This window comes from Microcystis sp. M179S2 (assembly GCF_020245805.1).
Classification (GTDB): Bacteria; Cyanobacteriota; Cyanobacteriia; order Cyanobacteriales; family Microcystaceae; genus Microcystis; species Microcystis aeruginosa.
In genome coordinates, this window is the sequence record NZ_JADBUE010000358.1 from 1 (window position 1) to 14,041 (window position 14,041).

Below are 14,041 nucleotides of genomic sequence, written 5' to 3' on the forward strand. Positions count from 1 at the left end.
AGACTGATATTTGAGTAAGCCAGACAGGAGCCAGAAAAAGATATTTATCAGAAAAGTCATGATCAAGCTAGAGGTTTAAAGACTGAGCGGGTTCCAATTATTTTTATTCATAAATATTTTACACAATTCATACCAGGTAAGCAAGAGGGCTACGCCACTACTACCAAATCATTACCCCCGAAAAACTTTTTCAGCAGACCCTAATTAGGGGTTGCTGAGCAGCATTTTGGGCGAACCCATCAGCCGGACCCGGATCACTTCCCCTCACCACCCCCGCCAAGATGACCGACTTATTTCTTTAATTTCTGTAATTTTTGGCTTTCACGGGGAAAACTAAAATTAAAATAGGGGGGAGTGCCTTAAAATTGCTGTTTTGACGTATAATCACCTCAATAAAATTTAGAAGCTCCTAGAGTTGATAGTTTTAAACATTTCTGAGAGGAAAATGTATTTATTATGAGTTCAATTATTGAAATCGGCGACCAAAAAATTAACCAGTCACAGGTCTTGCCTCTTTTGGCAAAATATGGTATGTTACCCCAGTTAATCCGGGAAGTAATTATCGAGCAAGCGATCGCCAATATCACCTGCAATCCCGAAGAAAGAAACGCCGCCTATTCCCGTTTCTATCAAAATAATCAAATTGCCAACGATGAACAAATGAAATCCTGGTTACGACAAAACGGGATGGATTCCGAACAACTAGAATATCTAATTCTGCGGGACATTAAATTGGAAACATTTAAACAGGAGACTTGGGATAACAAAGTAGAATCCTACTTCTTGCAAGTCAAAAATCAATTGGATAAGGTGGTTTATTCGCTGATTCGGACAAAAAATATCGGCATTGCCCAGGAAATATTTTTCCGGATACAGGATCGAGAAAATAGCTTCGCTGAACTAGCCAAAAAATACTCCCAAGGCTCAGAAGCGGAAACCGGAGGACTAATCGGACCGGTGGAACTGAGCGCCCCCCATCCCCAGATCGGGCAAATTCTCAAGGCAAGTAAACCGGGACAACTGTGGCCACCGACGCAAGTGGGAGAATGGGTGGTGATTGTGCGGCTGGAAAAATACTTATCCTGTGAACTGGATCCTCCCACCCGTCAACGCTTACGCAATGATTTATTCCAACAATGGTTAACGGCTCAAATGCAAACAGTGAAATTTATCTCCGAATCAAACCCAGTCAATAGCGAGCAGGGATCGATTATATAGCATTTCCTTGCAACACTGGGTAAACCTAGTCTTTTCGCCTAATTATTTGCCAACCTAGTCAATTTTCGCCTAGCCAATGAGTTATACCACTTTAGATTTTACCGCCTTTCTGGAGACCGTACAGCCCTTCGATCGCCTGCCCGTCGAGGTTAGACGTTCCCTCGGTCAGAAATTACAACCCCTTCGCTATGAGATGGGCAATGCGATCCTCAAGTGCGACCGCTTACCCTCCCACCTCGTCCTTCTCTACGAGGGAGAGGGCAGACTTTTGGGTTACGATGCTAGGGTAAACAATCCGCTGCCGGTCACTTTGGCTAAATTACAGCCGGGGGATTTATTCGGGTGGATCAGTCTTCTGCGCGCTACCCCCTGTGAAACGGTGATCGCTTCTTCGGAAGTCACGATCTGTTTAACCTTAAAACAAGAGGATTTTTGGTCTTTAATCAATAATTACCCCGAATTTAAGGAACATTTCTTTAAAGAAACCTCGATCGCTGAAGTTTATGCTCTCCTAGGCTCCTATCTTAATCAACAGGCCTGGGGTGGGGGGGACCTGAAAGAAATTGCTCAGGCTCTTTTAAACAAAGCTTGTGTGTCCTACAACCAGATTAACGATGATTATCTCTGGTTAGTCAGCGAAAATAGCGATAATTATCCTACTGGCACAGTTATCACCCAGAACAATCCGACTAACACCCGCTTATTAGGTCTTTCCTCCGACCAGTTAGAAGAATTCCTGACAGTTGCCACCGAAGCGACCGCGGAAACAGAAACGGATGATATCCTAGAAACCCAAGTCATCAAGGGAAATAAACCCACCCAGGTATTAGATATCCCTCAAGGCAAAATAAGCGACATCACCAGCGATATCGCCATTGAAAAAACTGTCGAGAAAAACCGCAAGTCATATCCTTTTTTCGGGGGAAAAACGGAACTAGAGGCGGTGAGTGCCTGTTTTCAGATGCTCTGCAAATATTTTAATATCCCCTTTCGCAAGGACGTGATCCAACGCATCCTAGGGGATCAACTGCAAAGAACCGGCAGCCTTTCCCTGCCCCTGTGTGGGGCTGTAGCCGAGGTAGTGGGACTCCATAGCCAATTAGTACCCCTAAATGCTTCTTCCTTGCCCAATATCAACCCTCCTGCCCTAATTCGCTGGCAAGACAGCATCGTTATCCTCTACGAAATTAATCAACGGGAAACCACGATCGCTGTTCCCCAAAGGGGGATAATTAAACGCAAAACCAGCGAATTTCTGGAATCTTGGGGCGAAAAAGGGGAAGTGATTCTGCTTAAACCCACCAAACACACCCAGCAACAGCGTTTTGGCTTATCATGGTTTTGGCCTTCTGTCAAGAAACATAAACGAGTCTTAATAGAAGTTTTTATCGCTTCTTTCTTCGTGCAGTTATTTGCCCTGGCCAATCCCTTGATGATTCAGGTGATCATCGATAAAGTGATCGTGCAGAATAGCCCGGAAACCTTGAATACCCTCGGGGTTTTCCTGTTAGTAATTGCCGTTTTTGAGGGAATTTTAACCTTTTTGAGAACATCCCTTTTTGTCGATACCACTAACCGCATCGACATGACCCTCGGTTCAGAAATTATCGATCACCTGCTGCGCTTACCCCTGAAATACTTTGAACGGCGGCCAGTGGGGGAAATTTCGACAAGAATCAACGAATTAGAGAATATTCGGCAATTTTTAACAGGTACAGCCCTAACGGTGGTATTAGATGCCATTTTCTCGGTTATATACATCGTGGTTATGTTGATCTATAGCCCGATTTTAACCTTCTGGGCCCTGGGAGTCGTGCCGATTTTAGTTCTCTCCACAGCTATTTTCGCACCGATCGTGCGGCGACAACTGCGAGCAAAAGCCGAACGAAACGCCGAAACCCAATCCTATCTCGTGGAGGTAATGACAGGAATTCAAACGGTGAAAGCACAGAATATCGAATTGCGTTCCCGTTGGCAGTGGCAAGAACGTTATGCGCGCTATGTGGCCGAAGGTTTTCAAACGGTAATGACCTCAACTTTGGCCGGTTCCTTTAGTCACTTCTTTAACCAATTATCGGGTTTATTAGTGCTTTGGGTGGGAGCAGCCCTGGTTTTAGACGGACAACTCACTCTTGGTCAATTAATCGCCTTCCGGATTATCGCTTCCTACGTTACCTCGCCGATTCTGCGTTTGACCCAACTCTGGCAAAACTTCCAAGAAACCGGCTTATCCCTGGAAAGATTAGCCGATATCGTCGATACTCCCCAAGAAGCGGAACTTGATCGCCAAAATATCCCCATGCCCTTAATTAAAGGCACTGTCACCTACGAAAACCTCGCTTTCCGCTTCAATCCCCACGGACCCCTGCAACTATACAACGTCAATTTAGAATTCCCCGCCGGTACTTTTGTCGCTTTGGTGGGGGAAAGTGGCGCCGGGAAAAGTACCATTACTAAATTGTTAGCCCGTCTCTACGAACCAGAATCGGGAAGGATTCTCATCGATGGCTACGATATCAACAAAGTGGAACTCTATTCCCTCCGTCGTCAAATCGGCATGGTTCCCCAAGAAACCCTATTATTTGACGGTACGGTACAGGAAAATATCGCCCTGACTAACCCCGATGCGACTGTGGAGGAAATTGTCTCGGCAGCGAAAACGGCGGCGGCCCACGAATTTATTATGACCCTGCCCAATGGCTATAATACCCGTGTCGGTGAACGGGGGGCATCCCTATCGGGGGGACAACGACAACGGGTTGCGATCGCTCGTTCCGTCCTGCAAAGACCGCAAATTCTCATTCTTGATGAGGCCACCAGCGCCCTCGACTATAACACCGAACGGCAAGTGTGTCTGAATCTCAAAGAAGCTTTCAAAGATCATACGGTCTTCTTTATTACCCATCGTTTAGCTTCGATCAAATCCGCCGATATTATTGTCATGATGGATAAAGGGACAGTAGCGGAGGAAGGCACCCACGAGGAATTAATGGCCAGAAAAGGCCTTTACTATACCCTCTATAAACAACAGGATTCGCAAATCTAGTCAGTCGGGAGACAGGGATTAGGTGATAGGGGATAGGGAAATGGGGAAATGGGGAAATGGGGAAATGGGGAAGTTTCAACTAATACCCCAAAACCCCCCGCAACGCGCACGCAGTGACCACCCCACACCCCACACCCAACACCCTACCCCCACGAAAAACTTTTTCAGCAAACCCTAAATATAGGAGAATCTTCATGAACGGTAATTCTAACAACGGTCAAAACGGCAACGGCAATGGCAACGGCAACGGCAAAGGTAAAAGCGATGAACTGACCCAAGCGGGTAAAAACGTGGCTACTACCACGAAAAATAAAAGTATTACCCCTTCTTTACCCACTTTCAGCCCACCAGAACAATCGGTGATCCTGAAACAATCGCCCATTTGGTCGCGGACGATTATCTGGACATTAATGAGTGTCACCACTGCCGCTTTAATTTGGTCAGCACTCGCCAAAATCGAGCAGGTGGTCGGCGCTCAAGGACAACTTAAACCCCAGGGGAAAGTGCAAGAAGTACAAGCACCGGTGAATGGGGTAGTACAGGAAGTTAAAGTTAAAGACGGCGATCGAGTTAACAAAGGTGATGTACTGGTTTTAATGGATTCCAGTGCCTCGCAAGTGCAGTTAGAATCCTTGAGAACAATTCGCACCACTGCCGAGAAGGAAAATCAATTCTATCGTCTCCTAATGGCGCAGGATCTGACACCGGCACAAGTGGAGAGTTCGATCGCTCAATTAAAATTACCGAGTGAAATCGCCGATTTAGCCCGTAATCGTGCCGCTTTAGTGGCGGAAAATCAACTTTATCAAGCACAGGTCAGTGAAGGTGCTTCTAGCTCTGCTTTACAAGGGGAGCAATTAGCCCGTCTAGCGGCTGCCCGACGGGAGGCTAATTCTCGACAAGCGGCCGCTAGATTGGAAATGGAACAATTAGAAAAACAATTGGCCCAAACCAGGGTACAGTTGGCCGATGCCCGCTCGCAATTAATCAAAGATCGCTTAGTCTTAGAAGAAATTAAGACTCGTAATGCCAATTCGATGAAACAGGGCCAAGAAAGCTTGGATATCGAGCGTAATATTCTTAACGATATTGAACCCTTGGCAGAAGAAGGGGCGGTCGCCCGTTATCAGATTAATAAACAAAAACAATCGGTAACTGATCGCCAGAATGAATTACAGCAGCAAGAGGCTAACGGCGAAATCGATCGAGAAAAACAAGAGAAAGAAGTACAAACCCGCATCGCCGAAATTTCCCGCCTGGAACAGGAAGAAAAGCGTTATTCCCTGTTGATCTCCCAAGCGGGAGAAAAGCTGATTAACACCACGGTAATCACGGAAAAAGATGTGCGCGATAAAATGGCGGACAATTACAAACGGATCGCTGAAATCGATAGTCAGATCAGTCGCATTATCATTGATAACAACAAGCGCATTGCTGAGTTAGATAGTCAAATTAGTCAAGCACAACAGACGATTAAATATCAAAAAATTACCGCCCCGATCGATGGTGTGGTCTTTGATCTCAAGGCGCGGCCTGGGTTTGTTCCCCAACCGAGTCAAGCGGAAGCATTATTAAAACTTGTTCCCGATGGCTGTCCCACCCAGATCAAAGATGCCGCTAAAGGTTGTTTAGTGGCAGAGGTGGACGTGACTAACCAAGACATCGGTTTTGTGCGCGTGGGACAAAAGACCGATATTCGCATTGATTCCTTTTCCTACAGTGAATACGGCGATATTAAGGGAGAAGTAATCTCGATCGGTTCCGATGCTTTACCTCCCGACGAAAATCACCGTTTTTATCGGTTCCCTGTCCGGGTAAGCTTGAACAGTCAAGAGTTAGTTTTGAAAGATAAATCCACTCTGCCGCTGCAATCGGGGATGTCCGTGAGCGTTAACATCAAAGTCAATGAAAATCGCACTGTTTTGGGACTATTTACCGATATGTTCAATAAACAGGTGGATACTCTCAAACAAGTCCGTTAAGCGAAAAAATTCGGGGGTAGATCCTGCCAACGGCCTGATCCGATCGCACTAATCGCTTCCGAGAGGTTAACTGCACCGGTATAAAGGGCGCGGCCCACGATTACTCCCGTTACTCCTAAAGGTTCCAAAGACAATAAACTCAGTAGGTCCGTCAGGGAACTAATGCCCCCAGAGGCGATCACGGGAATTTCGACAGATTCGGCTAATTCTCGCAAAGCGGCGAGATTAGGGCCGGAAAGGGTGCCATCTCGATGAATATCAGTGTATATAATCGTACTGGCTCCTCTTTTTGCCATATCTTGACCAAGAGCGATCGCATCTACCGCAGAAGTTTCTAACCAACCCCGGGTGGCTACTTTGCCATCGCGAGCATCAATACCGACGATTATTTGCCCCGGAAAGCTTTGACAAAGTTCGCTGACTAATTCGGGCTTTTCTACGGCTACTGTCCCGACAATCGCCTTTTCTACCCCGATTTTTAGGAGATTACTCACCGTTTCTAGATCTCGCAGTCCACCCCCCACCTGTACGGGAATGGCAATATCATTAAGAATTGTTTCAATAGTTGACAAATTAACCGATTTACCCTCTTTGGCTCCATCCAAATCAACTAAATGTAATCTGGTTGCCCCCTGATTGACCCATTCTCGCGCCACTATTGCGGGATTATCGTTAAAAACCTGCGATTGTTGGTAATCTCCCTGATAAAGTCGCACACATTTGCCATCGAGAATATCAATAGCGGGGATAACTTCCATGTTTTTCTCAATATCTAACTAAGGAGCGTTTTTTATTATATAGTACCAGCCGTCAGCCCTGAATCAGTGATCAGTGATCAGTGATCAGTTTTGAGTCTGACAGGGGAACAAACCCTCTCAAAGCATTGTCCACAAAGGTTTTGAGGCTCCTCAGTTACAAACAGATACATCGCTTTCAGCCAAAAAGCTAAGGAGAGAATCAGGGATTTAGGCGAGCTTACTAGAAATCTTTGTCAACAACGGGGGGTGAGCTGCATCGAACTTTTTCGCTCGAACACCCCAAAAAGCCTGTGCTGTAAGGAGTTCAGCCAGCTTGTCCCCCTGTCAGGTTTTGAGTATTAAGTGAGCAGTATGTATTAAGTGTGCATCATCAAATGGCAGTAACAGTGCTGTCTTTTCACTGATTACTGTTTACTGATCACTGATTACTGATTGATTATCGATTCCTAGGGGAAAAAATTCTTCTAGAATGATAAGTACATATACGAGAGGAATTATACTTATGTCTGCTGGGAAGTTTCAAACAGCCGCTTCATTATCCGATCGAGAGCTAGAAATACTCGATTTAGTGGCTAATGGTTTAACTAATCAAGAAATCTCGGAAAAGCTAGAGATTAGTAAGCGTACCGTTGATAATCATATTAGTAATATCTTGACAAAAACAAAAACCGATAATCGAGTGGAATTGGTGCGTTGGGCATTGCATTGGGGTAAAGTTTGTCTTGATGATATTAATTGTTGTATCCTTCCTTCCCCAGCGCCGACTGATGATCAGGTTTCCTAAACTTCTGGGACTTTTGCTTGCGGTTAATATCATCAGTCTGGGGGGATGTAGTGATGCGGGTTTTGTCACCCCTCCCCAACAGCTTTTAGGAAATACTTTAAATACCCCTTCCTCTGAAGATAATCCCCGTTTTAACTACGATGGTCGTTATCTGGTTTTTGCCTCCGATCGCAGGGGTCAACGAACGATTTATTTATTCGATCGAGTGGCTAATCGTTTAGTTCCCCTACCGGGGTTAAATCAAGCAAAAACCTATCAAGATCAACCGGATATTAGTGCCGATGGTCGCTATATTGTTTATGTGTCGGAACAGTCCGGTAAACCCGATATATATATTTATGATCGACAAACCCTGCAAGCAAAAAATATCACCGAAAATATTTTAGGAGAAGTGCGTCGTCCGACGATTAGTGGTAACGGTCGTTTTATTGCTTTTGAAAGTAATCGTTTCGGTCAATGGAATCTGGAAATATTCGATCGAGGTGGCGAAATTTCTCCTTCTTTACCCCCGATCAATTCTTCCCCGTCCCGATAGTATTGGGGGAGAAGGGAGAAGGGTGTGGGGTGTGGGAAGATGGGAGATGGGAGAGGAGAATATCCACACGCCCCGGAATCCCTCCACGCTTACTTTTTGCTCCGTCTCGACTCTTTCTTTTTCCTCGTCCAGCCGCGTAGGTATTCTTGATACTTTCCACAGTCAAGGGTAGTTATGATCGATCATTCATTTGATAGATGGTTTCGTGACTGAGAGATTCTTGACTGGCTCTTTTCAGACGACCTGCTATTTGTTCGGGACTATGATAATCTTTCAGTCCTTTTTTCACCAACTCTAAGGCCGACTCGCTGACATTTTTAAAGGGTTGTTTGGCATTTTTTCGGCGCGTCTCGCTTTCAGCTTGTGCTGTGTCAGGTAGATAGCAGCCGAGGGAACTTTGATTCCTTCTTAATTCTCGTGATATCGTGCTTTGATGACATCCGAGCCAGACGGCCATTTGCCGTTGAGATAAATTTCCCTCTTGACTAAGTTGGTAGAGCAAGTTTCTTGGTTCTACGTTAAGATGTTTTCGGCTCATTTTTGGGTCTGATTTGTTGTTGTTAATGATCAGACAGTACCTGATGAGCCTTTCTTTGTCAACTCTTGAGGTTGATGCGTTTCATTTTTGAATTGGCGGAGCCTTTCTTTGTCAACTCTTGAGGTTGATGCGTTTCATTTTTGAATTGACGATTTTTATGACAGAAAACAATGTAGTGCTATACGTTCTTTAAGCATTGAAACAGGAGGGTATTGAACATATTTTCTTGGTTCCTGGCAGCAGTATTGACCCTTTCGTCGAGCATTGTCCGAACAACATGACGGCAGTTGTGGCGGCTTATGAAGGAGGGGTGGCTTTTATAGCTGACGGTTATGCCAGAGCGAGGCAAGGATTTGGTGTTTGTATTGGACTCGGTGGGCCAGGTGTGACCAACAGGGTGACGGCGATCGCAGCTGCGTTGACCAATAACTAGCTAGGGGACGAATTTACCGAAAAATTGGGTTTAAAGCCGCGCCCTTTTAGGGCGACTTGATAGGATGTATGCTATTAAGAATAGGGGGCCGGGTAAGCAACCGCTTAAAAAACCCAGTCATCAACCGATGAACGCACCTTAAAAACTAGAGTTATGGGGTTCTATAGGGAAATGATCCTATAGGTAAAAATTCTCAGCACCAAGTACCAGAGAAACCAAGTATTTTAGAGGTTTTGAACTGTATCGTAGGGGATCCCGAAAACAGGCTTCTGTAAGGTCGCGAAAGTCTGAGGAGAGAACCACCTCTGAGTTGGATTTCGCCAGGAATCTAATTCAAGTGGACTCGTTGAGCCATAAATTCACAGCAGTGATGCGAGAAGAATCCACGTCCGTTTACGGCGTGGGGTATGTCAAAACCACAAGACACCACCTTGGCAATAAAGTGTATAAGTTAATTTGGGCTGCAACTATAGGATAATTAGTTTGATCGGAAAATATGCCTAAGACTGTACAATTTACTTGACTTGTACTCAGCCTAAAACGTAGGTTGGGTTGAAGCATGGAACCCAACGCCCGCATGGGTTACGCTACCGCTAACCCATCCGACAAATAATTGTGCCTCCCTACTTATTTTCTAGATATAGGTTTAAAAAAAGAGAAAATTACTTTTTTTTTAAACTTATTTAATGCCTCTGGCTATTTGATACCCCCTAAAGATATACTTTGGAGAAATTTTATGAAAGGAAAAAAAGTTCTCACGGTCGTTTTTGCAACTACGAAGCATATCCCTGCGAATGAGGTTACTGTTTCTTGTGAAGAATCGTTGTCTTCAAAGAGACCAATCAGGGGGGAGTATACTAACCATGAATGGCAGTACCGCATTTCTTTACCTTCGGATGCGGATAAGGCTACTCTTTGCTTCCATGTTAATGAGGATATTACGATGGAGCAGAATCCGATTGTCGTTTCTTACGATAATTCGCAAAAAGTCAAGTTTACGGATCAAAATATTTCATTTCCCAGCTATAAAAAGAGGTATCTCCACGCTGTCGAAAACTTACTTAATGAAGAAACAGACTTTTCCCGTCGATATGTGCCTAGCAATTTAGATACCGATCAGAAATATGATGTCATCGTCATTGGTTCTGGGATGGGGGGTGGAATCGTTGCCGATCAACTATCGGATTTTGGCTTGTCAGTCCTCGTATTAGAAGCTGGATCAGTTCATTTACCTTCTCATATTGGCAATACACCTATTCCCGCTTCGGAGGTGGATGTCAGAAAATCGGTAGCATACGACAACGCACCAGGATCAGTACTGAAAAAAGATGTACACCTGAACTTGGGAGGGCGATCGATATATTGGTCAGCTCTGATTCCCCGGATGAACAAATGGGACTTTGAACAGTGGGATAAAGAGATTGTTGACTACCTAAAACTGGGTGGATATATAAAAGCGGAAAGGCTTTTCCGAAAGAGAACTGAATACAACAACTACGAAAAAGTCTTTCGGGCTCGTCTGGAAGAGGAACTGCCAGATTATGATGTGCAGCACCTACCTCGAAGTTTCCATCAAGAAATGTCATGGATTACAAAGCGTCAAGGTAATCCAGATGAGCGCCCAAGGGGTTACTTCTCCACCGCAGCTCTATTACTCAACTCTGTCAGTTATCCAAAGATGAAGACTGGCGGAGAAAATATTACCATCAATCTCAATCACTTAGTTACCCACCTTGAATGGGAAGGACACAGGGTAACTAAGGTATGTTGTGAAGATCTCATCAATCACTGCAAACGAAGCTATCGAGGAAAGGTCATTGTTTTAGCGGCTGGAGCCACAGAAAGTCCCTGTATTGCTCTTAAAAGTGATCTGTCCGATAAAAGCGGAAAAATCGGTATTGGTCTTACTGATCACCAGGCAGCAGAACAATCTTTTGTCATCCCACAGATGGGAATGAAGACATTGATCACTGCAAAAGACCAAGTTAAAATTCTTATTCTGCCCAACCATGACTTAGAAAAGGAAAATAATCATTTTAGTTGTGAGCTTGCGATTAACCCTCGGATTTGGGAGCCTCGCTATGAGGATGATGATTTATTCCGAGAGGAGTTTGAAAATGATGATCGCATTACTGCTAAAATCAAGTTTCTTTTTCCCAGAAAGCTGAACGATTCTAACTGGGTCAAGCTTGGTGATATTCGCCCCAAGGTCTATGTAGCACCGATGGAGGATCGTCCCCTAGAAGTGGAAGCAAATGCCTTGAAGAAAAAAGTGTTTGAATTTTTGGGCGTTGATCTCTCTGAGGTAGAAAAGCCTCTTCAATATCGAGAAGAATCCGAGACCTACCACACTGGTGGCTCTCTACGGCTAGGGAAACTCGGCGAAAGTGTTGTTGATAAGCACCTAAAATTTCACGAGTATGATAATCTGTACTGCTGTGATCTGTCGGTCTTCCCGCACATTCCCACAGCAAATCCTTCGCTTACGTTGGGTGCTCTAGCCCTCAGACTGGCCGAGCATATCAATGAAGTGCATAAGTCAAAATAGCTTACAACTATTTAGAATCAGCAAGGTTAGCCTAATCATAGATATCCTGTTGCTAAAAATAGATAAGGAACAATATTCATCAATCTTGAGGTAATTCCTAATGAAATTTGCCGATCAGAATCTAGCCAAACCGCGACCAGGTAGTCTAAACGATTTTTCTTTACCTCGCCGTGAGAGTTATTACCCTTCCTCTGCGGATTGGAGAAATGAAGTGCTTTATTTTCTCTTGCCTGATCGTTTTAGTGATGGGAAAGAAAACACACGTCCTCTGCTGAATCGTCAACAACTGAATCAGTCTCGACCTAATCTGCCAAATGGACAGTCTTGGCGATTTGATAAATGGGCAGAGTCAGGCGGCGATCGCTGGCAGGGAGGAACGCTTAAAGGATTAGAGTCGAAGCTAGATTATCTAAACCAACTAGGGGTAACAACAATCTGGATAGGACCCATCTTTCAGCAACGGGGTCACTTGAATACCTATCACGGTTATGGTATTCAGGATTTTTTAGAGGTTGATCCTCGCTTTGGGACTCGCCAGGAGCTGGTTGGTCTGGTCAATCAAGCCCACAAGAAGGGATTACGCATTATCCTCGATATCATTTTTAACCATTCCGGATATAACTGGGACTATGCTCCGGGTACTCCTAGGGGAGAACAGAAACCTCCCTATACGTCGAGTTGGTATCAGTTTGGCTCATGGCTAGGTGATCAGGGACAAATCATTGCAGGGAAGCCTCGAACTAACGCGGACGGGGTTTGGCCGAGCGAACTCCAGGAAGCAGATTGCTATAGTCGGGCCGGCTATAGCAAGGGAGGCCTGGGGCGGGGAGATTTGGAGGATCCCAATGCCGAATTCCGGCGTTCAGATTTTATTAATTTGCGTGATTTCCAGTTAGACTATCCTCATCTTTTAGACAACTTAGCCCGGTGTTACAAATACTGGATCGCGTTGACAGACTGCGATGGCTTTCGGATTGATACGCTCAAGCATGTGACCTATGATCAAGCTCGAAATTTTTGTGGAACGATTAAGGAGTTTGCGGCTAATTTGGGCAAGAGTGACTTCTTTTTAGTGGGAGAAATAGCAGGCGGAGACTATAACCAAGACCGCTATCTAGATATAGTAGGGCAGAACTTAAATGCTGCCTTGGATATTGGCGAGATGCGGGGGAATCTTAATCAGGTTGCCAAAGGGCTGATAGACCCAAGAGCTTACTTTAACGGGTTTGATCCAGGGAATGCGGTAATGGGATCACACCGGAACCTCGGACGGCGGCATGTTTCAATTTTGGACGATCACGATCATGTATTTGGTGAAAAAATCCGCTTTTCCAGCGAAGCTGCATCAGATCATCAGGTCGTTGCTGGGGTGGCATTGCAACTGTTCACATTGGGGATTCCCTGCATTTACGCTGGAACAGAGCAGGCATTGGCAGGGCCAGAAACGGCTGAACGGAAGTGGTTATCCGACTGGAAGAAATGCGATCGCTATTTGCGAGAGGCCATGTTTGGTCCAGAGCATCCCCGGCAATTCGGCGTGGCGGGCCTGCAATCCGTTGATCAAAACTTACCTGGCTTTGGGCCATTTGGGACAGCAGGTGCTCATTGTTTTGATTCCAATCATCCAGCCTATGTCCGGATTGGAGCTATGGCGGCAATCCGTAAACAGTTTCCAGTGCTGCGCTTAGGACGGCAATATTTACGACCAACCGCCATCCCTTTTCTGAACTTACCCTTTGGCGATCACGGACGGAGTGGAGAAATTATCGGTTGGTCACGGGTTTTAGATGACGAAGAAGCACTTTGTGCGCTAAACAGTCATGGAACGGATAATCGAGGAGCGAAAGTGTTGGTGGATGCCAATCTCAACCCAATCGGAAGCACTATGACAGTGGTTTTGAATACGGCTGAAGCGGCGGTTCCGGGTTACACGGGTCCTCATAAAGTGGGATCAACAGTCCCGGTACAACGACAAGATAAAATTGCCTACGTTGAAATTCAACCGATTCCAGCATCGGAATTTTTGATTTTGATAAATCAACCATAGTTCCTGTACTCATTAGACCTCTTGCATAAATCCGAAAACAAACGATAGAAACAATAATGGGAGGGACTTTCAGTTAATTATTTATTAGTAGTTGATAATCTTCAAAAATGTTGCTGTACAAGGATCGACTTAAGACTTTTGCAAGAGGTCTA

9 protein-coding genes and 1 pseudogene are annotated in these 14,041 nt (G+C 45.1%); 8 read left to right on the forward strand and 2 right to left on the reverse strand.

The genetic code is table 11. The features are described 5' to 3' along the window. Positions 1–456 precede the first annotated feature (456 nt). The 3 genes from IM500_RS22385 to IM500_RS22395 all read left to right on the forward strand — a co-directional run bounded on the left by IM500_RS22385 (position 457) and on the right by IM500_RS22395 (position 6,246). A complete protein-coding gene (locus IM500_RS22385) occupies positions 457–1,218 on the forward strand; it encodes a peptidylprolyl isomerase (protein ID WP_190719750.1) in 762 nt (253 codons plus the stop codon). A gap of 76 nt (positions 1,219–1,294) precedes the next feature. Continuing rightward, positions 1,295–4,264, forward strand: coding sequence for a peptidase domain-containing ABC transporter (locus tag IM500_RS22390; protein ID WP_190719753.1), 2,970 nt, complete (start codon positions 1,295–1,297; stop codon positions 4,262–4,264). A 194-nt stretch (positions 4,265–4,458) separates the two neighbouring features. Beyond that, positions 4,459–6,246 (forward strand): beta-barrel domain-containing protein, encoded by a 1,788-nt coding sequence (locus IM500_RS22395; protein ID WP_287739564.1) that lies wholly within the window; start codon positions 4,459–4,461, stop codon positions 6,244–6,246. Here the strand turns inward: IM500_RS22395 and hisA are convergent. Further along, entirely contained in the window at positions 6,243–7,004 is a 762-nt protein-coding gene (hisA, locus tag IM500_RS22400; protein ID WP_193960408.1) for a 1-(5-phosphoribosyl)-5-[(5-phosphoribosylamino)methylideneamino]imidazole-4-carboxamide isomerase, read from the reverse strand. The genes IM500_RS22395 and hisA overlap by 4 nt on opposite strands. Before the next feature lie 502 nt (positions 7,005–7,506). Here hisA and pedR point away from each other — a divergent pair. Together pedR and IM500_RS22410 are read left to right on the forward strand one after the other, a co-directional pair. Beyond that, on the forward strand, positions 7,507–7,788 hold the full coding sequence (gene pedR, locus IM500_RS22405) for a photosynthetic electron transport-dependent transcriptional regulator PedR (protein WP_108937575.1): 282 nt from the start codon (positions 7,507–7,509) through the stop codon (positions 7,786–7,788). After that, positions 7,772–8,323, forward strand: a complete 552-nt coding sequence (locus tag IM500_RS22410) for a TolB family protein (protein ID WP_190719762.1) — start codon at positions 7,772–7,774, stop codon at positions 8,321–8,323. Before pedR ends, IM500_RS22410 begins: the two co-directional genes overlap by 17 nt. Before the next feature lie 58 nt (positions 8,324–8,381). On the opposite strand, the pseudogene IM500_RS22415 reads toward IM500_RS22410, so the two are convergent. Continuing rightward, positions 8,382–8,861, reverse strand: a pseudogene (locus tag IM500_RS22415) (transposase); the annotation flags it as partial. Between the two features lie 196 nt (positions 8,862–9,057). On the opposite strand from IM500_RS22415, the gene IM500_RS24640 reads away from it, so the two are divergent. From IM500_RS24640 to IM500_RS22425, 3 genes are all read left to right on the forward strand, one after another. Next, the gene (locus tag IM500_RS24640; protein WP_044034713.1) at positions 9,058–9,294 is read left to right on the forward strand and encodes a thiamine pyrophosphate-binding protein; all 237 of its coding nucleotides are present in this window, start codon (positions 9,058–9,060) and stop codon (positions 9,292–9,294) included. Between the two features lie 736 nt (positions 9,295–10,030). Next, positions 10,031–11,842: a GMC oxidoreductase gene (locus tag IM500_RS22420; RefSeq protein WP_190719765.1), complete on the forward strand. Its 1,812-nt coding sequence runs from the start codon at positions 10,031–10,033 to the stop codon at positions 11,840–11,842. 100 nt (positions 11,843–11,942) lie between these two features. After that, the gene (locus tag IM500_RS22425; RefSeq protein WP_287739565.1) at positions 11,943–13,889 is read left to right on the forward strand and encodes an alpha-amylase family glycosyl hydrolase; all 1,947 of its coding nucleotides are present in this window, start codon (positions 11,943–11,945) and stop codon (positions 13,887–13,889) included. Positions 13,890–14,041 lie beyond the last annotated feature (152 nt).